This window comes from Methylorubrum rhodesianum (assembly GCF_014199985.1).
Taxonomy (GTDB): Bacteria; Pseudomonadota; Alphaproteobacteria; order Rhizobiales; family Beijerinckiaceae; genus Methylobacterium; species Methylobacterium rhodesianum.
Window position 1 is genome coordinate 271,372 of record NZ_JACHOS010000007.1, and the last position, 23,241, is coordinate 294,612.

Sequence of the window (23,241 nt, forward strand, 5' to 3'; positions counted from 1 at the left end):
ATCAGCGGAAATCGGTGGGCGCGAGACCGTAGCGGGCGATCTTGTCGTAGAGGGTCTTGCGGGGCACGCTCAGGGACTCGGCCGCCACCCGCACGTCGCCGCCGGCCATGATCAACTCCTCTCGGATCAGGCCGCGCTCGAACCGCTCGACCTGCTCGGACAGGCTCAGGGCCGGCGTCGGGGATGCCTCCGGGGTGGCCTGTCCGGTCAGGCCCAGCGCGCAGCGCTCGGCGAAGTGGTCGAGTTCGCGCACGTTGCCGGGCCAGGAATGGCGCAGGAGATGGTCGCGCATCGCCGCCGTCACCGGGGGCGCCTCGCGCCCGAACCGGGCGGCGGCGCGGGTCAGGAAGTGCTGGAACAGCAGGACGATGTCCTCCCGCCGCTCGCGCAGCGGCGGGATCGCGACCGTGACGACGTTGAGCCGATGGTAGAGGTCGTCGCGGAAGGTGCCGGCGGCGGCCTCCTGGCCGAGGTCGACCTTGGTGGCCGAGACGACCCGCATGTCGACCGGTCGGCGCTCGTTGGTGCCCAGCGGCTCGACCACCCGCTCCTGCAGCACCCGCAGCAGCTTCACCTGCAGGGCCAGCGGCATGCTCTCGATCTCGTCCAGGAAGAGCGTGCCGCCCTGCGCGTGCTCGATGCGGCCGACCCGGCGCTTGAGCGCCCCCGTGAAGGCGCCGGCCTCGTGGCCGAACAGCTCGCTTTCCACCACGCTGTCGGGCAGCGCGCCGCAATTCATGGCGACGAAGTTCCGGGACGCGCGCCGGCTCCAGCGGTGCAGGGCGTTCGCCACCACCTCCTTGCCGGAACCCGTCTCGCCGAGCACGAGCACGTCGACATCGGCGCCCGCGACGTCGCGCACGAGTCGGCGCAGGGCCACGATCTGCGGCGAGATGCCGAGGAAGGCCGGATCCGCCTCGACCGCCGCGTCGAGCCGGGCATTGAGCCGGCGGTTCTCCAGGACGAGGCGGCGATGGTCGAGGGCGCGCCGCACCGACCCCATCAGCGCCTCGGCCGGATAGGGCTTGGCGAGGAAGTCGTAGGCGCCCGCGCGGATTGCCGCGACCGCCATCGAGATGTCGCCGTGGCCGGTGATGAGGATCACCGGCAGATCCGCGTCGACCGCCCGGATCCGCTCGAACAGGGCGCGCCCGTCGATGCCGGGCAGACGCACATCGGTGACGACTACGCCCGGCGGCTCGGCCCGGATCGCCGCCAGCGCAGGCTCCGCCGCCTCGAAGGTCTCGACCTGGAAGCCGTCGAGTTCGAGGCTCTGGCGGTTGGCGCGCCGCACGTCCTCCTCGTCATCGATGAAGACGATCCGTTCGCCCGTGCCCTCCGGCTCGCTGCTCATATCGCCTCCAGGCTTCCGATCGGCTTGCTGTCCTGCGCCTCCTCCGGCGGAGCGACGGCGCGTGTCAGTTCCATCCGGAAGGTGGTGCCGTCGGCGCCCGAGCGCAGGCCGAGCGTGCCGCCGCATTCCTCGACGATGCCGCGGCAGATCGCCAGCCCGAGTCCGAGCCCTTCGGATTTCGTGGTGAAGAAGGGGTCGAAGACCTGCGTGCGGACCGCCTCCGGAATGCCCGGTCCGTTATCGGCGACCTCGACGGCGACCCGCTCGGCCGTCGCCTCGACCCGTACGGCGATGCGCGGGTCAAGTCGGCCGTCCACGGCGTCGAGGGCGTTCTGCAGGAGGTTGACGACGACCTGTTCCAGGCGCGGCCCGTCGCCGAGTACGGCGAGGTCCGGCGCGGGAAACGCGACGTCGAGGGCGATCCCGCTCTGCACCGCGCGCCAAGAGACCACTTCGAGACTAGCGCGAAAAATCCCGGCGAGACGCACCGGCTCGCGTCGTCCCGAGGCGCGGCGGGCAAAGCCCTTGAGCTGGCGGGTCAGGGTTCCGATGCGCTCGGTGAGCCGGCCGATGGCGGAGACGTTTTCCGCCGCATCCTCGACCCGGCCGCGGCGCACGAGGATCGCGGTGTTGTCGGCGTAGGAGCGGATCGCCGCGAGCGGCTGGTTGATCTCATGGGCCATGCTGGCGGCGAACTGACCCAGAGCGGCCAGCCGCCCGGCCTGGGCCAGTTCGCGGCCCAGGCGCTCGCGCTCGGCCTGGGCGCGCTGGCGCTCCTCGATCTCGGCGAGAAGTTGCCGGTTGGCCTCGCTCAGCGCCTGGGTGCGCTCGGCCACCCGGGCCTCCAGTTCCTCGCGCCGACTGGCGGCCTCGGCCAGCCGAACCCGCATCCGGCGTCGGCGTCCGATCAGCGTGGCGAGCCCGGCCCAGGCGAGTCCGGTCGTCAGCAAGGCGATGACACGGCCCTGCGCCCGCTCGCGCTGGACCGCGGCTGCGATGGGAGTCAGCGTGTAGAGGTGCCACTCGGTGCCGGGGATCGCGGCGTCGAGCATCAGCGCGGGCCAGGCGGGCTTCGCGCCTCCGCCGACCCGCACGAGATCGCGGGCCTCCGCCGTGGCGTAGAGCGGCAGTGGCGAGAGCGGCGCCTCGCCGAATTCGAGCGTCTCGCGGATGCGCCTGCGCTCGGCCTCGTCGACGCTGCGCAGGGCCTTGAAGCGCCAACTGGCTTCACTCGCCACCAGCACGATGCCGCGGGAATCGGCGACGAACACGCTCTCCCGGCTGCCCCGCCAGGCCGCCTCGATCGCGTCGAACTCGATCTTGACGACGACGACCCCGGCCGCGCGGGGCAACCGGCGGGCAAGGTAGTAGCCCGGCCGGCCACTGACCGTCCCGAGAGCGAATTGCGACCCGGCACCGGTCGTCATCGAGTCCCTGAAATAGGGCCGGAAGCTGTAGTCGCGGCCGACGAAGCTCTTCTCGGCCGCCGCATTGCTGGCGGCGACCGTCACGCCGTCGGCCCCGATCACGTAGATCACGGCGGCGCCCGTGGCCTCGGCGATCTGGGCGAGGCGCCCGTTCACCTCCTCGACGAGTCCGGGTTCCGGCGCCGGCCCCACGACGCGGGCGATCTCGGGGTCCGCGGCGAGCGCGAGAGGCAGGGAGCTCTGCGTCTGCATCTCGGCTCGAAGCGCGGCGACCTGCAGCCCGAGCGCCGAAGCGGCCGAACGGCGAAGATCGATGAGCGCCCACCGTTCCGCCACCCGTCCGCCGAGCCAGCCCGCGAGGATGAGGATGGCGAGACCCGCCACGACGGCGAGCGCGCGCCGGTAATCGTTCGCGTTGGGTGAGCTGGGAACGATCACGCCCCGGAGCCCGGTGCGAAAATTCGGAATGCGCCGACGCCCCTTGTGCGGATCACCGCACCGAGGGGATGAGCGCCATCGGCGCGTGCTTTGGAAATATCATTCATTTCAACACTTTAACGAAAAGTTACCGGCACTTTCGAACTGGCATGCCGGTTGCCATTCCCCCGCCGAAACGCAGCCATGAGCGAACCGCAGAGCTGTGTGCCGAGAGGCCAAAAGCAAGAGCGGGCGGCGCCGGGATCCCCTGAGGGTCTGCGGTCGACCGATCCGACGAGCCACCATCGCTTCGTGAGGGAGAAACGCCCATGGCCGCCGTACCGTCCCCGCTGACCGCACCCCACGCGCCGCCCGCGCCCAAACCCATCTATCGTACGCTGTACTTCCAAGTGCTGGTCGCCGTCGCGATCGGCATCACGCTCGGACATTTCTATCCGAAGCTCGGCGCCGACATGAAGCCGCTCGGCGACGCCTTCATCAAGCTCGTGAAGATGATCATCGCGCCGGTGATCTTCCTCACCGTGGTCTCCGGCATCGCCGGCATGACGAATCTCGAGAAGGTCGGTCGCGTCGGCGGCAAGGCGCTGGCCTACTTCCTCACCTTCTCGACGCTGGCGCTGATCGTCGGCCTCATCGTCGCCAACGTGCTTCAGCCCGGTCACGGCCTGCACATCGATCCGAACTCGCTCGATCCGAAGGCGGTCGCCACCTACGCCGGCAAGGCGAAGGAGCAGAACATCGCCGACTTCCTGATGAACATCATCCCGACCACCGCGGTCGGCGCGTTCGCGGGCGGTGAGATCCTTCAGGTTCTGTTCTTCTCGGTGCTGTTCGGCTTCGGCCTCGCCTTCCTCGGCGACCGCGGCAAGCCGGTGCTCGACATCATCAAGGTGCTGTCGGAAGCCATCTTTGGCGTCGTCAACATCATCATGAAGGTCGCCCCCATCGGCGCCTTCGGCGCGATGGCCTTTACCATCGGCAAGTACGGCATCTCCTCGCTCGCCAACCTCGCCTACCTCGTCGGCGCCTTCTACCTGACCTCGGCGATCTTCGTGCTCGGCGTGCTCGGTGCGGTCGCCCGCTACAACGGCTTCTCGATCATCCGGCTCATCCGCTACATCAAGGAAGAGCTGATGCTGGTGCTCGGCACCTCCTCCTCGGAATCGGCCCTGCCCTCGCTGATCGAGAAGATGGAGCGCGCCGGCTGCTCGCGCCCCGTGGTCGGCCTCGTCGTCCCCACCGGCTACTCGTTCAACCTCGACGGCACCAACATCTACATGACGATGGCGGCGCTCTTCATCGCCCAGGCCACCGACACCCCGATCACCTTCGGCGAGCAGGTCCTGCTGCTGCTGGTCGCCATGCTCTCCTCGAAGGGCGCGGCGGGCGTGACGGGCTCGGGCTTCATCACCCTGGCCGCGACCCTCGCCGTCGTCCCCTCCGTGCCGGTCGTCGGCATGGCGCTGATCCTCGGCATCGACCGCTTCATGTCGGAATGCCGCGCGCTCACCAACTTCATCGGCAACGCGGTGGCCTGCATCGTCGTCGCCCGCTGGGAGGGTGAGGTCGACGAGGCCAAGCTCCACGCCGCGCTGGGTGGCAAGCCGGTCGCCGAGGCGGCTCCGGCCCTGCAGCCGGCCGAGTGATCCGGGCAGGAGGGCGCACCGTCCTGCGTCCTCCGTCCGGTATGGGAACCGCGGCAGCCGGAATCGGGCTGTCGCGGTTTCTCGCTTTCAGGGACCGTCCCTGGGCCCTATCCTCCGGCGCGCCGCGGCGACGCTGCGGGATTCGGGGAAGGAGGCGCCATGCTCAAGGGACGCTGCCATTGCGGGGCCATCACCTACGAGATGTCCTCGGAGGTCATGCATAACGCGCTCTGCCACTGCTCGGATTGCCGGCGCCATTCCGGTGCGCCGATGGTCGGCTGGGCGATGGTGCCGGCCGAGCGCGTGACGATCTCCGGCGAGCCCACGGTCTACGCCTCCTCAGAGCACGGGCGGCGGCACTTCTGCGGGCGCTGCGGGACCGGTCTGTTCTACGTCAACGAGCAGATGCTGCCGGGCATGATCGATGTGCAGACCGGCACCCTCGACACGCCGGAGGCCTTGCCGCCGCAGGTGCATATCCAGGTGGCCGAGCGCATCGCCTGGATGGAGGAGGCGCACCGACTGCCGAGCTTCGAGCGCTATCCGTCGGCCTGACGCTGCTCAGAGGGCCGCGAGCCGCTTGCGGACCTGCGCGACGAAGCGGGCCCGCACCGGCTCCGAGGCGCGGTCCATGCCGGTCAGCGCGATCCAGTCGAGGCGGCAGCGCCGGGCGCAGAGCGGGCGGATGCCGAAGCGGAACATCCGCCAGTCGGGCCAGCCGACGAGCCAGAGCAGCCAGCGCGGCGAGCCGTAGGTCGTCACCACCGTAATCCTGCGGATGTTGGTCAGGCGCGGCTGTAGAACCTTCGCCCCGCCCAGCGCGAAGGCGATACCGGGCAGCCACACCCGGTCGAACCAGCCCTTCAGCATGGCCGGCGGCCCGAACCACCATGTCGGGTAGACGAGGACCAGCGCCTCGGCCCGGCGCAGGGCGGCGATGTGGCCGGCGATGTCGGGCCGGTCGGCGCTCTCGTCGTAGTAGGCGCGGCGCTCCCTCGCGCTCAGGCGCGGATCGAAGTTCTGTTCGTACAGATCGAGACTCTCGACCTCATGACCCGCCGCGTGGAGAGCGGAGGCGGCCGCGCCGCGAAGGGCCGTGTTGAAGCTGTCGGACCGGGGATGACAGTGGACCAGGAGGACTCGCATGGGAGCTTACTGTCCCGGCTTCTGCGCGTCCCGCACCCTGTCGAGGAGCGCGGCGTCCGCGTAGCCGTCCGGCACGAGGCCCCTCGCCTCCTGAAAGGCGCGAATCGCGGCGCGGGTCTTCGGCCCGATCTTGCCGTCGGCGCCGCCGACCGGGTGACCGAGGGCGGCGAGCCGGGTCTGGAGGTCGGTCCGCTCCTCCGCCGTGAGCATGCGGTCGCCCCGCGGCCAGTCGCGGGTGAAGCCGGGCGCCCCGCGCAGACGGTCGGAGAGATGCGCCACGGTGAGCGCGTAGGCGAGCGCCGTGTTGTAGCGCAGGATCACCCGGAAGTTCGGCTCCAGCAGGAAGGCGGGACCCTTCGCGCCGGTCGGCAGCAGCAGGGCGGCGCGACGCTCCGCACCCTCGGGAAAGGCGCCGTTGGCCGGCGCGAGGCCGAGCGCCCGCCACTCGGAGAAGGGCCGCTCGGTGGTCTCGTCGGCGAGCCGGTAATCGAACGTGTCCGGCAGGAGCACCTCGACGCCCCAGCCCTCGCCCGCGCGCCAGCCCGATTGCTTGAGGAAATTGGCGGTCGAGGCGAGCGCGTCGGGCACCGAGTGCCAGATGTCGCGCTTGCCGTCGCCGTCGAAATCGACCGCGTGGCGCAGGAAGGCGGTCGGCATGAACTGGGTGTGGCCCATGGCGCCGGCCCAGGATCCGCGCATCCGCTCCGTGTCGGCATCGCCGTCGGCGAGGATCTTCAGGGCCGCGACGAGTTCGTCGCGCCACAGGCCGGGACGGGCGGGGTCGCCGCAGGCGAGCGTCGCGAGTGCCGGCACAACGGGGCGGATTCCGCCACCTTCGAGGGCCGCCCCATAATTCGACTCGACGCCCCAGAAGGCGACCAGAATATGCCGATCGACGCCGTAGGCCGCCTCGATCCGCCCCAGCACCTCGGACCACTCGGCGAGTTTGGCCTGTCCCGCCGCGATCCGCTCCGGCGTGACACTCGCCTCGACGTATTGCCAGATCGGCTTGACGAATTCCGCCTGGGATTGGGTCGCCGGCACCACCGACGGATCGGGCGCGATGCCCGTGAGCGCCGTCTCGGCCACCGGGCGCGGCACGCCGCGCTCCTCGGCGAGCGTCTTCAACCCGCCGAGGCATTGCGCGAAGTCCGGCGCTGCCGCCGGGCTCGTCTCGGGACTCGCGACCGGACCCGTGGCCGGGTCGGCCGGCGCCTCGGCCCGCACCGGGATCGCGCCGGTGAGGAGCAGAGTCGCGAGAAGGAGTGCTCTGGCTGAAGGCCGCATGGGTGCAGCCTTACCATTTCTCAGCCCGATCGCGAGGCCGGCCCTCGCGGTCGGTAGCGCAGCCTCAGCTTCCAAAGGCGCTCGCGCGGGCGAAGGCCGCAGCGAAGCCGGAGAGCGGCACGGTGATGATCGTCGGCTCCTTGGCATCCGGCTTCGTCGCCGAAATGGTGAGGTTGGTCGCCGTCTTCATCGTGTCGGTGGCGAGCGTCGGAAGGCTGACCGGCACGAGGCAGCCGTCGCTGACGCAGAACGAGAACGGCGCGCCCTTGCCGAGCTGCCGGTCGTCGAGCTTGAACGAGACGCCGGGCTCGATCTGAAGCCCGAACGGCATCAGGATCAGGCCCTCGCTCTTCCCATCCTTGGGCGGCCGCAATTCGAAGCTGAACAGCCGCTTGCCCGTCCGCCGGTCGCCCTGCGACTGGATGATGACGCAGTCGGTGCGCGCCTCGGCGCGGTTGCAGTTCATCGTCCAGTCGCCGTAGCTCTCGCTGACGGAGCTGGCACCGGCCGGCCACTGGGCCGAACCGGAGGCCGCAGCCGGCTCCAGAACGGTGCCGGAGGGCGCGGCGCTGGTCGCCTCCTTGGGTTCCTCCTTCTTCGGAGCGGGCTTGCGCGGGCGCGGCTTCGGCTTGGCGGCCGGCTCCGCGGGGGCAGCCTCGGGCGCGGCATCCTCCTGCGCCTGAACGGTGACCGGCCCTGTCAGTGCCAGCATTCCGGCGAGCAGAAGCGTCGTGACGGACGCGGTTCCGCGGGGCAGAGGCGGCATGGTCGGGCTCCTAAGGGTGTCGTAAGGGGCGCCTAGCCTCGCTTTAAGAAGGATGCAATTGCACCGACGCCGCACAGCACTGCGACAATGAAATTTGCGGTCAAGCTTGGAATCATTCCACGAAATTCAGGACAAGTTCCCGGATGAAGGTGGGATTATTGGGCAAGAGAAGGCACCCGAGCCGATCATGACGAGCCTCTACGATCACGCCCCGCGCGACGCCCGCGGCGAGGCCCATCCCCTGTCGCAGTATCGCGGCAAGGTGCTGCTGGTGGTGAACACCGCCTCGAAATGCGGGTTCACGCCGCAATATCAGGGCCTGGAAGAGCTCTGGCGCCGCCATCGCGCCCGCGGCCTCGTGGTGCTCGGCCTGCCCTGCAATCAGTTCGGCGCCCAGGAGCCGGGCGACGCCGCCGCCATCGAGCAGTTCTGCTCGCTCACCTACTACGTGACCTTCCCGGTGCTCGCCAAGGTCGAGGTCAACGGTCCCGGGGCCGATCCGCTCTACGTCGATCTCAAGCGGGAGAAGCCCGGGCTGTTCGGCACGAAGGCGATCAAGTGGAACTTCACCAAGTTCCTGATCGGTCGCGACGGCCGGGTGATCGGCCGCTTCTCGCCCTCGACGAAGCCGGCGGCCCTCGAAGGCGCGATCGAACGGGCCCTGTCGGCGCCGGGCGGGTAGGTCTCAGCGCACGGGCCGGGCGGCCGGGCCGGGATCGATCGCCGGCAACTCGCCCGGCGGCAGGCCGGGGGCGGCCGCCACCTGCGGAGCGTCGACGCCCCGGGCGCGGTTGGCGAGCGCCACGGTCAGCTTCTCGGCGGGCTCGGAGCCCATCAGGGCCAGCACCTCGGCCATCTTGCGCGGGTTCATCGCCGTCACGATCGGCACCAGCGTCTCGAGGTTGAGGCGGTCGAACACCCGGGCCGCGTCCTTCGGCTTCATCGTCTCGTACATCAGGACGATGCCCTTCATTCCGGCCCGCTCGGCCTCGGCCCGCTTCGTCCCCTCGGATCCGGCCTTGTCCTCGGCGCCCTTCAGGTCGGCCACGCCGGATTCGAGTTTGCGCTCGACATCCTTCAGCATCTGCTCGCGCAGGTCGAGCTCGTTCCCGCGCTGCTTGAGGCTCTCGCGGCGGGCGGCGAGCTTCTCGAGGATCGCCCGCTCGCTCTCCGAGACCGGTTCCGGCACCACCGGCTGATAGACCGGCGGCGGGGCGGGCTCGGCCGGCTTGGGCGGCGCGGAGACGGAGCCGGTCGTCGTCGGATCGGTCGGCTCGTAGTTGCTCCGCGCCTTGGCCAGCACCCGGGCGAAGTCCGGCAGTGGCGTGCCGGGCGGCGTCGGGTCGTCGGCCAGAAGGGCCGTGAGCTTGAGCACGAGAAGCCCGATCGCCGCCAGGGTCACGGCGTCGATCAGGCGCAGCCGGAAGGGGCGTGCCGGAAGGCTCGCGAGGCGTGCGAGTCGGCGCGCGGGCAGAGTCATGCGGCCCTGGCCCGGAGACGGTCGAGGGCGCGCTCGGACAGGGCCTGGGCGGCGGCGAGCGCCGCGCCGACGCGCTCGCCGTTGCCGCCGACCGGGGCGGCCTCGACCACGACGGGGCGCGGGCCGGCAGAGGCGGCGGCGGAGGAAGCGGCGGGCGCCGCTGCGGTGGCGGTCCGCGCTTGGCCGACAATGGCCGCGATCCGGCTGATGACGCTCTCGCCCGCCTCCACATGCGCGACGAGATCGGTGCTGGTGCGCTCGGCGCCGGCGAGACGCTCGGTCAGCGTGCGGTCGCACTCGTCGAGGGTGGCGCGCAGGCCCGCGATGGCGCGCTCGGCGGTGGCGCTCGCCACCACGAGGTCGCCGATGGTCGAGCGCAGGGCCGCCTCGTCCGCCTTGAGCTTACTGATGCGCCTCGACAGCTTCACCGATGAGACGATGGTCGCCACCAGCAGAACGGCGACGAGAACGTCGGCGGCCATCGAGACGAAGAAGGTCATCATCAAGCCCCAGCCACTCAGCCGTCGTTACGGTTCTGCATCGAAATTTCGTACGCCTGCAGCGTCGTGCGCGACTGCCGCAGGGGACGGGCGACCTGCACCGCGATCGAATCGTCGATCCGGCCGATCCGCCCCTGCGTCAGCGCCCAGTCGCCGCAGCGCACGGTGATGAGGTCGGTCGGCTTGCGGTCGAACATCAGGGTGTCGCCGACCTTGAGGTTGAGCACCCGCTTCAGGGGCAGCGTCACCTCGTGCAGCACCGCCTCCATCTCCACGTCCGCCTGCCAGATCTCGGTGGCGAGGTGGCTCTCCCAGACCTGATCGCGCCCGAGCCGCTCGCCCATGAAGCTCTGCATGAGCAGGTCGCGGATCGGCTCGATCGTCGCGTAGGGGAACAGGATCTGCATCCCGCCGCCGCGCCCGTCCATGTCGAGCTTGAGCGTGATCAGGATCGCGGCGTTGCCGGGCCGGGTGATGGTGGCGAAGCGCGGATTGGTCTCGATGCGGTCGATCCCGAACCGCACCGGCGAGAGCGGCTGGAACGAGAGTTCGAGGTCGGTGAGGATGATCTCGACGAGGCGGCGCACGAGGCTCATCTCGATCGTGGTGAACGGCCGCCCGTCGAGCCGGCTCGACGACCCGCCGCGCTTGCCCCCGAGCAGCAGGTCCATCGTTGAGTAGGCCAGCGTCTGCTCGACGGTGACGAGGCCCGAGCCCTCCCAGGCATCCGCCTTGAACACGCCGAGCAGGGTCGGGAGCGGAATGGCGTTGAGATAGTCGCCGAAGCGGACCGAGGTGATATTGTCGAGGGTCACCTCGACGTTGTCCTGGAAGAAGTTGCGCAAGGACGTCGACAGCAACCGGATCATCCGGTCGAAGACGATTTCCAGCATCGGCAGGCGTTCGTACTGAACGACGCCCGAATCGACGATGGCGCGCACGCCGCCCGCCCCGGAGGCGGAGAGCTCACGCAGCGAGAAGCCGAGGACGCCGTCGATCTCGTCCTGGTTGAGGATGCGGTCGTTGCCGGCGAGTTCGGGAAGATTCTCGGTCTCCCCGTCCTCGATCATGGTCGCCCATTCGGCGGCGACGTCACCGGCACTCTTGGTCGTGCCCTGCTCGGCGAGCGCGGCGCCCCATTCCTCGGCCAGCGACGCGTCGCCGCCGCCGCCCTCGCCCTGCTCGGCGAAGGCGGCCGCCCAATCGTCTTCCAGCTCGTCCTCGGGGCCGGTCATGCCTGTCGCGCGCTCGCCTCTTGTCTCAAGCGTTGGGAATTCGGGATGGGGCGGCCGGCCCGTTCACTGAACGATAACGTCCTTGAACAGCACCGCCTCGGCCTTGGCCGGATGCAGCGCGATGTTGACCCGCCGCAGCAGCTCCTCGCGCAGGCGGTACAGGCCGGTCGACCCGGCCAGATCGCTCGCCCGGATCTCGCGCAGATAGGTCTGGAAGGCGTCCTCCACCCGCGGCAGCAGCGGCTTGACCGTCGCCTCGACCTTGGCGTCCTTCAGCTCCAGCGCCACGCGCAGCTTGAGCACGTTGGCCTTGGTCGCCCCGGGGTCGGGACTGAGGTTGACCATCATGTCGCGCACGTCGAGGAACACGGCCTGCGCCTTCGGATCGACCTTCTCCGCCGCGTGCTCGCCGTGCGCGTCGGCATGCGCCGCCCGGCTCTTCATGAAGAAGAACCCGCCCCCGCCGCCGCCGAGGAGCAGGACCGCCGCGGCGATGATGATGAGCTTCTTCTTGGACTTCGGCGCTTCCGCCGCGCCCTCTTCGCCCTCGGCCGCGGGCGCCTTCTTCGGCTTCTTGGCCATGTGCTGCTCGTCGGCAAACCGGTTCGGGACGTTGGGGCGCGCGCGAGGCGCAATCCCCTCGCTTCCTTCTCTGCCGACGTGGTTAACTCTCGGTTAAGGCGGCAGAACTTGCCGGGTCGGACTTGCCGCCGGCGCAGGGGGCGTCCGTGCCCGTTCCGAGGCGGCGGCGCCTCAAGCCCCTGTCCATTAAGGTAAAAACGAGTGCGGCCGGATTGGCACGGCCCCTGCGGTGGAGAGCACGAACCCGTCGCCATCCGAGGCACACCATGCAGAACGCGCTCTTCGTCGGAGTCTCCGCTCAGGCCGCGCTCGCCCGCGAACTCGACGTCATCGCCAACAACATGGCCAACGTCTCGACCACCGGCTTCAAGGCGCGCTCCGCCCGGTTTCAGGAATACCTGATGCCGGTGGCTTCCGCCGACAGCTTCCAGCGCTCCGACCGGCGCCTCTCCTACGTGATCGACCAGGGTACGCCGCTCGATCTCACGCAGGGACCGGTGGAGCCGGACGGCAACCCGATGCACGTGGCCCTGCGCGGCGACGCCTTCCTCGCCGTTCAGACCCCGCAGGGGGTGCGCTACACCCGTAACGGCGCCTTCGAACTCGACGCAGGGGGCAATCTCGTCACCTCGGACGGCTACGCGGTGCAGGGCGACGGCGGCCCGATCACCATCGGCCAGCAGGAGACGGGCCTCGCGATCGCGCCCGACGGCACGGTCTCGACCAATCTCGGCATCCGCGGCCGCCTGCGCCTCGTCACCTTCGCCAACGCGCAGGCGCTGAAGTCGGAGGGGGCCAACCTGTTCTCGTCCGAGGCGCCCGCCCGGGCCGCCGGCCCCGGCGCGCATCTCGAGCCCGGCGCGTTGGAGCGCTCCAACGTGAAGCCGGTGGTCGAGATGACCCGGCTGATGGACGTGAACCGCACCTACACCATGGTCTCGAGCGTGATCTCGCGCCTCGACGACCTGCGCGGCACGGCGATCCGCCGTCTCGCCGACGTCGCCTGATCTCCCGGCTCTAAGGACCGACGCCGATGCGCGCCCTCTACGCCGCCGCCACGGGCATGGCGGCCCAGGAACTCAACGTCCAGGTCATCTCGAACAACATCGCGAACCTGCGCACCACCGGCTACAAGCGCCAGCAGGTGCATTTCCAGGACCTGCTCTACCAGAACCTGCGTCGCTCGGGCTCCTCGACCTCGGACCAGAACACGATCCTGCCCGCCGGCCTCGCCCTGGGCTCCGGCGTGAAGACCACCTCGACCGCCCGCGCCATGACGCAGGGCCCGCTGGCCCAGACCGAGAAGGACTATGACGTCGCAATCCGCGGCGAGGGCTTCTTCCGCATCCGCCTGCCCGACGGGCGTACCGCCTATAGCCGCGACGGTTCGTTCGACCTCGACGCGCAGGGGCAGATGGTGACCCGCGACGGCTACCTGCTCGATCCCGGCGTGACGGTGCCCAACACCGCAACCTCGGTGACGATCTCGGCCACCGGCGCCGTCCAGGCGACCCTGCCCGGCCAGACCGCGCCCCAGGCACTCGGCCAGTTCCAGCTCGCCCGCTTCGTCAACAAAGTCGGTCTCGAATCGATCGGCGACAACCTGTTCGTGGAGACCGCCGCCTCCGGGCCGGCCATCACCGGCCTGCCGGGCTCCGAGGGCTTCGGCAACCTGCAGCAGAACTACCTCGAAGAGGCCAACGTCAACGCGGTCACCGAGATCTCGTCGCTGATCGCGGCGCAGCGCGCCTACGAGATGAATTCCAAGGTCGTCACCGCCGCCGACCAGATGCTCTCCACCACCTCGCAGATGTTCCGCGGCTGAGGATCCGACCCGTGACGCACAACCACAGGCCGCTCCGCCACTCCGTCCCGCCCGCCGTCACCCCCCTGTCGCGTGGCGTGATCGGCCGGACCGTCGTCGCGCTCGCCGCCTTCATGGCGATGACCCTGTTCGCCCTGCCGCTGATGGCCGCGGGCTCTCCGCTGCGCCTGCGCGGCGACGTGACCGCGCGCGGCGACACGCTGAGCCTCGGCGACCTCGTCGAGGGTGCGCCGTCCGAACTCGCCGCCCGCCCGCTGTTCCGCGCCCCGGCGCTCGGCGCGATCGGCACGATCCAGGCCCGCCGCATCATCGAGGCCGTCGCCGCCCTCGGCCTCACCGGGATCGAGACCGGCGGCCGGGTGCAGGTCACGGTGCAGCGCGCCGCCCGCCGGGTCGGTCCGCCGGAGATCGAGGCCGCGCTGAAGCGGGCGCTCGAGACCGGCTACGGCCTCGAGGCCAAGGCGCTGTCGGTGCGGCTCGACGGCGACGCGCCGGTGCTGCTCGCCCCGCTCGATCTCGACGGGCAGGCGGCGGCGGTCGATGTCACCTACGATCCCCGCTCCCGCCGGGTCGCCGGCCTGATCGTGCTCGGCGAGCGGCAGGCCTCGCTCCGGGTCGCCGGCGTCGCGGTCGAGACCCGCGAAGTGGCGGTGCTGACCCGCAGCCTCAATCGCGGCGAGGCGATCGCCAGTGCCGACCTCTCGATCGAGCGCCGGCCGCGCGACGCCGTCCCGGCCGACGTGCAGGGCGCGCCGGGTCTGGTCCAGGGCCAGGTGGCGCAGCGTTCCCTCAGCGCCGGTTCGGTCCTGCGCTCGGGCGACGTGGCGCCGCCCGATCTCGTCGCCCGCGGCGAGAGCGTCGCCATCGTGTTCGAGACACCCGGAGTTTCACTCTCGATGCGCGGCGTCGCCAACGAGAACGGCCGGCTCGGCGCCAGCGTCGCGGTGACCAATGGCGCCTCGAAGAAGGTGCTCCAGGCCGTGGTGATCGGCCCCGGCCGCGTCTCGGTCGGACCCGCGCCGCAGCCGCAGCCCGTCCTTCAGGCCAGCGCCGCTCCTTGAGCGGCTCGTCCCTCCCCCGCCCTTCCCCTCTCGCCAGCGCCGGATCCCTCCGATGACCGCTCGCCGCACTCTTCCCCGCCTCGCCGTGATCCTGGCGCTCGCGCCGCTCGGCGCCTGCAACACCGTCGACCGCCTCTCGCAGGTGGGGGCCACCCCGTCGCTCTCGGCAATCGAGGATCCGACCGCCCAGCCCGGCTACCGGCCGGTGCGCATGGCGATGCCGGACGTGGCGCCGGTCTCCTACGCGCCGAACTCCCTGTGGCGCACGGGCTCGCGCGCCTTCTTCAAGGATCAGCGTGCCGCTCGCATCGGCGACCTCCTCACCGTCAAGGTGAACGTGACCGACCGGGCCAACCTCAACAACGAGACCAAGCGCTCGCGCACCAATGCCGAGGGCTTCGGCCTGCCCAACGCCTTCGGGCTGGAGAAGAGCGCGGGCGTGGCCGCCGCGGGCATCTCCCCCGACAAGCTCATCAACGGGACCTCGACCTCGTCGAGCGACGGCGCGGGCTCGGTTCAGCGGGCCGAGACGGTGACCACCAACGTCGCCGCGGTCGTCACGCAGGTGCTGCCGAACGGCAACCTCGTGGTGGAGGGCAAGCAGGAGATCCGCATCAACTTCGAGGTGCGGGAGCTCATCGTTGCGGGCGTGGTGCGGCCCGAGGACATCGAGTCCGACAACACGATCGATTCGAGCAAGATCGCCCAGGCCCGCATCGCCTATGGCGGCCGCGGCCAGATCACCGACGTGCAGCAGCCGCGCTACGGTCAGCAGCTCGTCGATATCCTGCTGCCGTTCTGATCGTGGGGCGCGGCGGCCTCAATGCTCGGTGCCCGGCCGGTTCGGCCGCGGCGCCTCGCCGTGGGTCTGCGTGAAGGCCGAGCGCTGCGGGTCTCCCTTCGACTGCGCAACCCGGCCCCGTTGCCAGATGGCGAAGCCCGCGACGAGGACGATGGTCACGATCGCGAGCAACGGAATCAGCACATCGTTCGACACGGCCACTTCCTCCGATGATTGTGTTCGGGGGCAAGTGGCACGCGAACGGAAAGTTCCGAATAGTCAAGCCGCTCCAATCTGTGGGTGCTGGCTGAGGCGATGACTTCGCCGAACGTTATCAGCGCAAAATAAGATTGAAATCCTCGTGTCGCGACCCTGATCGGATATTGGGCGGGTCGGGCCGTTCGTCACGCTGCGGTGCGCAGGATCGAGCCGTACCGCTTCAGAACTTCACCCCTCGGATCGCTCGTCGCCGCGGGTGTGGCACCGGACATCACGCCCATGTAGTCCTCCGCCGCGGACGACAGGGCGCCATCCTTCAGGGTCATCACGCCGGACAGCTTCTGGATGTCGAGCATGCGTGAGGTGTAGCGCCCGTAGGCCGCCTCCTGCTCGTCCCGGCTTCGCGCGCTCTTCTTCTCGTCGTTGTAAAGCTCCAGCGACTTCTGCGCGGCTCGCATGGCCTTCAGGGAGGCGACGCTCTCGAACTCCTTGGCCAATTCAGGATCGTCCCTGAACATCTTCTCGATCTTCTTCCGGTAGGGGCTGTCACTCACGACAATTCCCGACTCGATCCGAAGCGAAACCGGATCGTCGAGCGGGATGCCCTTCTCCGCGAAGGCCGCGCTCAGCCGGCTCGCGAGGGCATCGGAGCGCAGCTTCAGGCGCTCGTCGAAGGATCGGGTGGCGTTGGCGACCGCGTCTTGCGCGGTCTTGAGGCGGTCGAGGGCCGCCTGATCGGTCTCGGAGCGCTTCACCACGGCTGCGGCGGGCGGGAGGCCGCGACTGGTCTGCGCGCCCTGCGGTCCGCTCGGGCGCCTCGCGGAAGCGGAATCGAGTGCCGCACCGTGACGCGCTGCCGACCCGCCCTGGCGGTTCGCGGTGATCGCGGACATCGACGTCCCTCCCCCTCGACGAGCGAAGCTGCCGAAGCGTCGCGAATCGGTCGGCCCCGGTTGTGCTGCAACCATAAGATCGGCTTCCGGTTGCCGAACCGTGAACGGCGCGCCCCGGCCGGGCCGCCGTCACAGGCTGCGCGAGAGCACCAGCGGTCCGCCCTGCGCGCCCCGGCCATAGGGCGAGGGCGAGACAGAGGGCCGGCCGTAGACGGACGGCGTGCGCGTCTTGGCCACTTCGTCGGCGAGCGCCTTCACCAGCCCTTCGGAGACGGCGCGGGCGGTGGCGAGCACCTGCTGGTTGGTCTCGACCACGGTGGCGAAGCGGTGCTGCGCCGTCTTCAGCGCCTCCAATCCCTCCGGCGCGAAGCGGGCGAGCGCGATCGCGTTGGCCTTGGCCGTTTCCAGACCGTTCATGTAGGCCGATGCGAGGTCGGACTTCGACGCGGAATCCGCCAGAGCCTGGGCGATCCGCCCGGCTCGGATGCCCTCGCTCTCGCGGGCGAGCACGCCTTCCAGGGCCCCCATCGTGGCGAGAAGGCCCTGCACGAAGCCGAGGGCGGCGGTGCGGTCGGTCAGTCGGACGGGACCCGTCGGATCAGCGGCCACCGCCGGCCTCCTGCATGCGCATCATCTCGGAATAGACCTGATTGCTGATGCCGACGCCACCGGTCTTCACGATGGCGTTGGCGTATTCCTTGGTCAGCATCGAGCGCCAGACGCCGCCGCCGGTGCCGTTCTCGCCGAGAGGGCCTTCCGTGCCCTCGCTCTGCGTCAGCTTCTCCAGACTGTCCTCGAGGAACATCTTCTCGAAGTCGTCGGCGGTCTTGCGGGCCTTGGCCGAGGCGGTGGCCTTGGCGGTGTCCATGGTGTCGGCATCGGTCTTGGCGAGCGAGCCGATCAGGCTCTTGCCGACGCCGACCGCGGCGGAGGCCGCGAAGGTTGCGAGGGGCAGCATGGTGCGGTCTCCCAATGCGAGAAGGGTTACATCAGTTCGATATCAGCCTGGAGCGCGCCGGCCGTCTTGATCGCCTGGAGGATCGAGATCAGGTCGCGGGGGCCGACGCCGAGTGCGTTGAGACCGTCCACCAACTCGCGCAGGCTCACGCCCTCCTTGACCAGGGCGAGCTTGTTGCCGTCGCCGGTATCGACCTTCACCCCGGTGCGCGGCACGATCGCGGTCTGGCCGTTCGACAGCGGCGCGGGCTGGCTCACCATCGGCTGCTCGGTGATCGTCACCGTCAGGTTGCCCTGGGCGATGGCGACCGTGGAGACGCGCACGTCGCGGCCCATGACGATGATGCCGGAGCGCTCGTCCACCACGACCCGGGCGGTCTGGTCGGGCTCGACCTTGAGCTGCTCCACCTCGGTGATGAGGCGGATCATGTTGCCGCGATACTTGGCGGGGATCTGGAGCGTGATGGTGGCCGGATCGGTCGGCTCGGCGGTGTCCGCGCCCATGAAGTCGTTGATCGCAGAGGCGATGCGCTTGGCCGTCGTGAAATCGGGATTGCGCAGCGAGAGGCGCAGGCTGCGCGCCTCGTTGAGCTTGAACGCCATCTCGCGCTCGATCAGCGCGCCGTTGGAGATGCGCCCGTTGGTCGGCACGCCGCGGGTGATCTTGGCCGCCTCGCCCTCCGCCGCGAAGCCGGCGATCGCCACCGACCCTTGCGCCAGCGCGTAGATCTCTCCGTCGGCGCCGAGCAGGGAGGTGGCGACCAGCGTTCCGCCCTGGAGCGACTTGGCGTCGCCCAGCGAGGAGACCGTGACGTCGATATGCGTGCCCTGGGTGGCGAAGGGCGGCAGGTTGGCCGTCACCATCACCGCCGCGAGGTTCTGCGTGCGCATGGTGGCGCCGCGGGTGTTGATGCCGAGCCGTTCCAGCATCGCCTGCAGCGACTGCTTGGTGAAGGGGATGTTGTTGAGCGTGTCGCCGGTGCCGTTGAGGCCGACCACGATGCCGTAGCCGACGAGTTGGTTGGTGCGCACGCCCTCGACGGCGGCGAGGTCCTTGACCCGCGACAGGGCGCTGGCCGGGGCCGGCGGCAGCAGGGCCATCAGGCAGGCGAGCACCGCGATCAGCGGGCGGGTAAGGGCAAGGCGAGGCAGAGGCATCGGAACTCGGCGACCGGTTTTGGCGTCTTCGCGCCGAACGGATCTCTGCCAGTGCCGTGCCAAGCGCCAAGCGTCTGAAGAAACGATGCTTTTGTGCGCGCTTCCGCCTCGTGAGGGCGTCTGAGGGGGAAGCCTTTCCTGCCGCCCCGGCAGCTTCTGCCGGGCTGTTTACCCATGCTTAACCGTACCGGACGATTTCTTCACGGGTCGGCGCCCGTCGTGGATCAGCGGGCGCGAGAAGGTTTCGAACCAAGATGCGCGTCGACACACGCTTTGCCGCTGCCGCCGCGACTGCGCTGAACGCGCCCCGCCGGGCCGCCGCGCCGGGCGCCTTTTCACCCGTCAGCGCGGACGAGACGCCGCGTGCCGCAACCGCGGGCACGAGCCAGACCGGCATGCTCAGCGGGCTCGATGCGATCCTCACTCTCCAGGGACAGGACGGGCCCGAGGCGCAGAAGGAGCGTCGTCGCCGCTCGGTGCAGCGCGGGCACGACCTGCTCGACGGACTCGACCGCCTGAAGGCGGCTTTGATCGGCGGGCGCGTGGCGACGCGCGACCTTCAGGTCATTGCCGGCCGTCTCGCCGAGCGGATGGCGGAGAGCGGCGATCCGCGTCTCGACGGGCTCGTGGCCGAGATCGAACTGCGCGCGGCGGTGGAACTCGCCAAGCTCGAGGCGTCGCGCGGGGTCTGAACATGAAAAGGGCCGGACCCTGTCGAGGTCCGGCCCGAAACAACCCGCCCGGCGCGATCACCAGTAATAGGGTCGCGGACGGTAGTAGCCGTAGGGCCGGTAGAACGGCCGCGGGCGGTAATAGCCCGGAGGCGGCCCGCCCCAGTAGCGCCGCGGACCCCAGTTCGGGCGACAGATGCCCCAGGGATTGGGGTGGAAGCCCGGCCCGCAGCCGCCGGCGGTGCGCTCGACGAGCGCGTTGTCCGTCGCGGTCGCGAGGGGAGCGGGGCTGAAGGGAGCCGCCTGGGCCGAACCCGCCACACCGAGGCTGCCGGCGATCACCGCAGCCAATGCGAACGCCTTCGCGTGCGTCATCGTACGATTTCTCCGTTCGGGCCGAAGCTTACGGCCGATGTCCAAAGCTATGTCCTGATCGATGAACCGAAGCTGACTGGATTTTGTCCTTCGTGGTGACGGCGGCTCGTCGGCGCCCACACTCATGCACATCGCCGTGATCGCGCCACGCGGCCTCGACGTCTTGTCGATCCGGAGCACGGGCGGCGCACTCCGCCACCGCCGACAGCGCCATCGCCGCCCGCTTCCCTCACGCGCAACTGCCTCGCGAATGCCGGTCGCGATTGACGGCTCCGCTTCGATCCTCGACAAGGCTGGCCGCGTGAGCGGGCGCGCGCCGGTCTCGCCGGGTCGCAAGGGAAACGTCCGCGCCGCGATGCTGTTCAACTCCTTCGTCTTCCTGCTCGCCTTCCTGCCGGTCGCGCTGGTGCTGCACGCCGCGGCCGAGCGCTATCGGCCGCAATGGCGGCTGCCGCTGCTGGTCGGGCTCTCTTTCGTCTTTTACGCGTGGTGGGACTGGCGTTTCCTGCCGCTGCTCCTCGTCTCCATCGGCGTGAACTGGCTCGTAGCCCGTGTGCTGCCGCGGGATCGTTCAGGCTGGCTGTTTCCGGCCGCGCTCGCGGGCAATCTCGCGGTGCTCGGCGCCTTCAAGTATCTCGGCTTTCTCACCGATCTCGCCGACCTGATCCCCGGTATCGACCTTCCGCGGATCGACTTGGCATTGCCGCTCGGGATCTCGTTCTTCACCTTCCACCACATCATGTACCTGACGGACCTGAGGGCGGGACGCGCCCCGTCCTACGGGCTGACCCGCTACGCCCTCTACATCGCCTTCTTCCCGCAGGTTCTCGCCGGCCCGCTCGTGCGCTGGAGCGAGATCATGCACCAGTTCGACGAGCGCCCCTACGCGCGTCCGGACGCCGCCGAGCGGATCGGGCGCGGGCTGATGCTGCTCACCGTGGGTCTCGCCAAGAAGGTGTTCCTCGGCGATCCCCTCTCGGTCTACGTCAACCCGGTGTTCCAGGCCGCCGCCGCGGGCAAGGTCGTCACCGTGGCCGAGGCGTGGCAGGCGACGCTCGGCTTCACCTTCCAGATCTATTTCGATTTCTCCGGCTACACCGACATGGCGCTCGGCCTCGCGCTGCTGTTCGGGATCGTGCTGCCGCAGAACTTCGACGTGCCCTACCGCGCCACCTCGCTGCGCGACTTCTGGCGGCGGTGGCATATGACGCTGTCGCGCTTTCTGCGCGACTACCTTTACATCGCGTTCGGCGGAAACCGCCGCGGTCTCGCGGTGCAAATCGGCGCGCTGTTCGCCACCATGACGCTCGGCGGCCTGTGGCACGGAGCCGGGCTGACCTTCGTCGCCTGGGGGGCCGCCCACGGCATCGGTCTCGGGGCCGGCGTGCTGTGGCGCCGCGCGGGGGGGCGGATGCCGCACCTGCTCGGCTGGACGCTGACGGCCGGCTTCGTGATCCTGACCTGGGTGCTGTTCCGCGCGACCTCCTTCGAGGCGGCTCTCGCGATCTACAAGGGGCTGTTCGGGCTCGCCCCGACGGGCTCCGGCTTCAAGTGGCGCACGATCCTCATCGCCGCCGCCGTCGCGATGATCGGCCCGACGGCCTGGGCCGCCGTGCACCGCTTGCCGCCGAACCGCTGGCTCGCCGCCGGCTTCGCCCTGTTGTTCGTCGTCGTGCTCCTCAAGATCGGGGACGATGCGAACTACGAGTTCATCTACTTCCAGTTCTGAGATGGTGTCCGCCCCCGACAGCGCCGGACCGCGGAACTGGGCGGCCTTCGCGCGCCTGTTCCTCGGAACGGCGATCGGCCTGCTCGCGGGCTATCTCGCGCTGGCGTTTCTGATCGATCCCTACGACAGCGGCCGCTCGACGCTGTTCTCGGCCGGGGCGGTACGCCCGCAGGGCCCGCGCACCGCCGCGGCCTCGCGCGGGCGCGATCCGGCCTTCGCGGGCGCGGTCTTCGGCAATTCCCATATCCAGCTCGTCGAGCCGGCTCGGCTCGCGGCGGCAACGGGCATTCCCTTCGTTCAGCTCTCCGTCCCCGCGACCGGCCCCGGCGAGCAGCTTGCCCTGCTCGCCTGGTTCCTGCGCCATCATCCGGCGCCCGAGGCCATCGTCCTGTCCATCGACGATTACTGGTGCACCGACGATCCGGCGCTCCCCAACGACAAGCCGTTTCCCTTCTGGCTCTACAGCCCTGAACCTCTGTCCTATCTGCGCGGCCTCCTGCGCTTCTCCGTGGCCCAGGAAGTGGTCGGCCGCGCCGGCTGGATCCTCGGCTCGCGCCGCAAGCGGGCCGCCGCCGACGGCTGGTGGGACTACGAGCCGGATTACCTGAAGCTCGGCGCCCTCGACGGCGAGCGCTTCCGCGCCGCCCGCGAGACGCCGATTCCCGACGGACCGGCTCCGGGCAAGGCGGGGCCGGATTTTCCCGCCGCCGAGCGCCTCGGCGCCGCCCTCGCCGGACTGCCGCCCGAGACCGCCGTCGTCATGGTCTTTCCGCCGGTCTACGCGGCCGGCCTCCCGCGGCCCGGCACGCCGCGCGACCGGGCCGAGTCCGCGTGCCGGCAGGCGATGACGGGAGCGCTGCGGCGGCACGCCCGCAGCGCCCTCGTCGACGGCCGGCGCGAGCGCCCGGCCCTGCACGACCCCGCCCTGTTCTTCGACCAGACCCATTACCGGCACGCTCTCGCCCGCCCTCTGGCGGACGAGATCGCCGCCGCGATCGTCCGGCTGCGCAGCCGGCCGTGAGCGCGGAGGAAGCCGGGGGGTGGGAATCAGCCGGCATCCGTTGTTTGCAGGCACTCTCTCGCGCGCGAAGTGCCATTGAGGATCGGGCGGAGAATCAACTTGATGGCGGGCATCCGGCCACTTGAGCGTGTCGTCTTTGCCGCATCGCGGCAGCTTTTCGCGCGAGACGGTGCGCAGCGGCATCCGCGCGTTGTAGAGCTTGCCCGGCTCGATTATAGCCTCGCCCAAGATCGCCGCTGACCGGCAGGGAGCGCGAGGACAAGACGATGGCGAAGGTCACGATCGAGGACGGCTACAGGCCCTCCGACGACGAGCCCTTCATGAATGAGCGGCAGCGCGAGTATTTTCGGCGCAAGCTGCTCACGTGGAAGAGCGAGATCCTGCGCGAGGCACAGGATACGCTCACGGCGCTCCAGAGCGAGAACGAGAATCATCCCGATCTCGCCGACCGCGCCTCCTCGGAGACGGATCGTGCGATCGAGCTGCGCGCCCGCGACCGTCAGCGCAAGCTGACGAGCAAGATCGACGCGGCCCTGGCCCGGCTGGAGGACGGCTCCTACGGCTTCTGCGAGGAGACCGGCGAGCCGATCTCCCTCAAGCGCCTCGACGCGCGGCCGATCGCGACCCTGTCGCTCGAAGCCCAGGAGCGCCACGAGCGCCGCGAGCGGGTCTACCGGGACGACTGATCAG

26 protein-coding genes are annotated in these 23,241 nt (G+C 69.9%); 11 read left to right on the forward strand and 15 right to left on the reverse strand.

Annotated elements, in window-relative coordinates:
* Position 1: 1 nt before the first annotated feature.
* A complete protein-coding gene (locus HNR01_RS12575) occupies positions 2-1,354 on the reverse strand; it encodes a sigma-54-dependent transcriptional regulator (protein WP_183667937.1) in 1,353 nt (450 codons plus the stop codon).
* Positions 1,351-3,219, reverse strand: coding sequence for a sensor histidine kinase (locus tag HNR01_RS12580; RefSeq protein WP_183667938.1), 1,869 nt, complete (start codon positions 3,217-3,219; stop codon positions 1,351-1,353). Before HNR01_RS12580 ends, HNR01_RS12575 begins: the two co-directional genes overlap by 4 nt.
* 308 nt (positions 3,220-3,527) lie before the next feature.
* Between HNR01_RS12580 and HNR01_RS12585 the strand changes: the two genes are divergently transcribed.
* Positions 3,528-4,865, forward strand: a complete 1,338-nt coding sequence (locus HNR01_RS12585) for a dicarboxylate/amino acid:cation symporter (protein ID WP_153873401.1) — start codon at positions 3,528-3,530, stop codon at positions 4,863-4,865.
* 159 nt (positions 4,866-5,024) lie between these two features.
* A complete protein-coding gene (locus tag HNR01_RS12590) occupies positions 5,025-5,420 on the forward strand; it encodes a GFA family protein (RefSeq protein WP_183667939.1) in 396 nt (131 codons plus the stop codon).
* A gap of 6 nt (positions 5,421-5,426) precedes the next feature.
* On the opposite strand, the gene HNR01_RS12595 is transcribed toward HNR01_RS12590, so the two are convergent.
* The 3 genes from HNR01_RS12595 to HNR01_RS12605 all read right to left on the reverse strand — a co-directional run bounded on the left by HNR01_RS12595 (position 5,427) and on the right by HNR01_RS12605 (position 8,064).
* Positions 5,427-6,011: an NAD(P)H-dependent oxidoreductase gene (locus HNR01_RS12595; protein ID WP_183667940.1), complete on the reverse strand. Its 585-nt coding sequence runs from the start codon at positions 6,009-6,011 to the stop codon at positions 5,427-5,429.
* A gap of 6 nt (positions 6,012-6,017) precedes the next feature.
* A complete protein-coding gene (locus HNR01_RS12600) occupies positions 6,018-7,298 on the reverse strand; it encodes a lytic murein transglycosylase (RefSeq protein WP_183667941.1) in 1,281 nt (426 codons plus the stop codon).
* Positions 7,299-7,362: 64 nt separating this feature from the next.
* Complete coding sequence (locus HNR01_RS12605) at positions 7,363-8,064, reverse strand: invasion associated locus B family protein (RefSeq protein WP_153873398.1); 702 nt, start codon at positions 8,062-8,064, stop codon at positions 7,363-7,365.
* A gap of 187 nt (positions 8,065-8,251) precedes the next feature.
* Between HNR01_RS12605 and HNR01_RS12610 the strand changes: the two genes are divergently transcribed.
* Positions 8,252-8,746: a glutathione peroxidase gene (locus tag HNR01_RS12610; protein WP_183667942.1), complete on the forward strand. Its 495-nt coding sequence runs from the start codon at positions 8,252-8,254 to the stop codon at positions 8,744-8,746.
* A gap of 3 nt (positions 8,747-8,749) precedes the next feature.
* Here the strand turns inward: HNR01_RS12610 and HNR01_RS12615 are convergent, their stop codons facing one another.
* The 4 genes from HNR01_RS12615 to fliL all read right to left on the reverse strand — a co-directional run bounded on the left by HNR01_RS12615 (position 8,750) and on the right by fliL (position 11,861).
* Positions 8,750-9,544 carry a MotE family protein gene (locus HNR01_RS12615; protein WP_183667943.1) on the reverse strand — a complete coding sequence of 265 codons (795 nt, stop codon included), beginning with the start codon at positions 9,542-9,544 and terminating at the stop codon, positions 8,750-8,752.
* Entirely contained in the window at positions 9,541-10,047 is a 507-nt protein-coding gene (locus tag HNR01_RS12620) for a DUF6468 domain-containing protein (RefSeq protein ID WP_183667944.1), read from the reverse strand. The genes HNR01_RS12615 and HNR01_RS12620 overlap by 4 nt, the downstream gene beginning before the upstream one ends.
* 14 nt (positions 10,048-10,061) lie before the next feature.
* Positions 10,062-11,279, reverse strand: a complete 1,218-nt coding sequence (gene fliM / locus HNR01_RS12625; protein WP_017486306.1) for a flagellar motor switch protein FliM — start codon at positions 11,277-11,279, stop codon at positions 10,062-10,064.
* A gap of 63 nt (positions 11,280-11,342) precedes the next feature.
* On the reverse strand, positions 11,343-11,861 hold the full coding sequence (gene fliL, locus HNR01_RS12630) for a flagellar basal body-associated protein FliL (RefSeq protein ID WP_096487886.1): 519 nt from the start codon (positions 11,859-11,861) through the stop codon (positions 11,343-11,345).
* A gap of 266 nt (positions 11,862-12,127) precedes the next feature.
* Here fliL and flgF point away from each other — a divergent pair, with 266 nt between their 5' ends.
* From flgF to flgH, 4 genes are read left to right on the forward strand one after another with little or no spacing between them, the layout of a single operon-like run.
* Positions 12,128-12,868 (forward strand): flagellar basal-body rod protein FlgF, encoded by a 741-nt coding sequence (gene flgF / locus HNR01_RS12635; protein ID WP_183667945.1) that lies wholly within the window; start codon positions 12,128-12,130, stop codon positions 12,866-12,868.
* Between the two features lie 26 nt (positions 12,869-12,894).
* Complete coding sequence (flgG, locus tag HNR01_RS12640; RefSeq protein WP_017486303.1) at positions 12,895-13,686, forward strand: flagellar basal-body rod protein FlgG; 792 nt, start codon at positions 12,895-12,897, stop codon at positions 13,684-13,686.
* Positions 13,687-13,697: 11 nt separating this feature from the next.
* On the forward strand, positions 13,698-14,747 hold the full coding sequence (gene flgA / locus HNR01_RS12645; RefSeq protein WP_183667946.1) for a flagellar basal body P-ring formation chaperone FlgA: 1,050 nt from the start codon (positions 13,698-13,700) through the stop codon (positions 14,745-14,747).
* Between the two features lie 52 nt (positions 14,748-14,799).
* Positions 14,800-15,549, forward strand: a complete 750-nt coding sequence (gene flgH / locus HNR01_RS12650) for a flagellar basal body L-ring protein FlgH (RefSeq protein ID WP_096485995.1) — start codon at positions 14,800-14,802, stop codon at positions 15,547-15,549.
* A gap of 18 nt (positions 15,550-15,567) precedes the next feature.
* Here the strand turns inward: flgH and HNR01_RS12655 are convergent, their stop codons facing one another.
* The 5 genes from HNR01_RS12655 to HNR01_RS12675 all read right to left on the reverse strand — a co-directional run bounded on the left by HNR01_RS12655 (position 15,568) and on the right by HNR01_RS12675 (position 18,698).
* Positions 15,568-15,750: a hypothetical protein gene (locus HNR01_RS12655; protein ID WP_183667973.1), complete on the reverse strand. Its 183-nt coding sequence runs from the start codon at positions 15,748-15,750 to the stop codon at positions 15,568-15,570.
* 182 nt (positions 15,751-15,932) lie between these two features.
* Positions 15,933-16,640 (reverse strand): hypothetical protein, encoded by a 708-nt coding sequence (locus HNR01_RS12660; protein ID WP_183667947.1) that lies wholly within the window; start codon positions 16,638-16,640, stop codon positions 15,933-15,935.
* 129 nt (positions 16,641-16,769) lie between these two features.
* On the reverse strand, positions 16,770-17,249 hold the full coding sequence (locus HNR01_RS12665; protein WP_183667948.1) for a hypothetical protein: 480 nt from the start codon (positions 17,247-17,249) through the stop codon (positions 16,770-16,772).
* Entirely contained in the window at positions 17,239-17,598 is a 360-nt protein-coding gene (locus tag HNR01_RS12670) for a rod-binding protein (protein ID WP_153873390.1), read from the reverse strand. Before HNR01_RS12670 ends, HNR01_RS12665 begins: the two co-directional genes overlap by 11 nt.
* A 26-nt stretch (positions 17,599-17,624) precedes the next feature.
* Positions 17,625-18,698 (reverse strand): flagellar basal body P-ring protein FlgI, encoded by a 1,074-nt coding sequence (locus tag HNR01_RS12675; protein ID WP_246417498.1) that lies wholly within the window; start codon positions 18,696-18,698, stop codon positions 17,625-17,627.
* Between the two features lie 311 nt (positions 18,699-19,009).
* Here HNR01_RS12675 and HNR01_RS12680 point away from each other — a divergent pair, with 311 nt between their 5' ends.
* Positions 19,010-19,447 carry a flagellar assembly protein FliX gene (locus HNR01_RS12680; RefSeq protein ID WP_017486295.1) on the forward strand — a complete coding sequence of 146 codons (438 nt, stop codon included), beginning with the start codon at positions 19,010-19,012 and terminating at the stop codon, positions 19,445-19,447.
* Positions 19,448-19,504: 57 nt separating this feature from the next.
* On the opposite strand, the gene HNR01_RS12685 is transcribed toward HNR01_RS12680, so the two are convergent.
* Positions 19,505-19,801 (reverse strand): GCG_CRPN prefix-to-repeats domain-containing protein, encoded by a 297-nt coding sequence (locus tag HNR01_RS12685; protein WP_017486294.1) that lies wholly within the window; start codon positions 19,799-19,801, stop codon positions 19,505-19,507.
* A 355-nt stretch (positions 19,802-20,156) separates the two neighbouring features.
* Here HNR01_RS12685 and HNR01_RS12690 point away from each other — a divergent pair, with 355 nt between their 5' ends.
* The 3 genes from HNR01_RS12690 to dksA all read left to right on the forward strand — a co-directional run bounded on the left by HNR01_RS12690 (position 20,157) and on the right by dksA (position 23,237).
* Complete coding sequence (locus HNR01_RS12690; RefSeq protein ID WP_183667972.1) at positions 20,157-21,530, forward strand: MBOAT family O-acyltransferase; 1,374 nt, start codon at positions 20,157-20,159, stop codon at positions 21,528-21,530.
* Between the two features lies 1 nt (position 21,531).
* Complete coding sequence (locus HNR01_RS12695; RefSeq protein WP_183667949.1) at positions 21,532-22,551, forward strand: hypothetical protein; 1,020 nt, start codon at positions 21,532-21,534, stop codon at positions 22,549-22,551.
* Between the two features lie 266 nt (positions 22,552-22,817).
* The gene (gene dksA, locus HNR01_RS12700; protein ID WP_012455095.1) at positions 22,818-23,237 is read left to right on the forward strand and encodes an RNA polymerase-binding protein DksA; all 420 of its coding nucleotides are present in this window, start codon (positions 22,818-22,820) and stop codon (positions 23,235-23,237) included.
* The last annotated feature ends 4 nt before the right edge of the window (positions 23,238-23,241 follow it).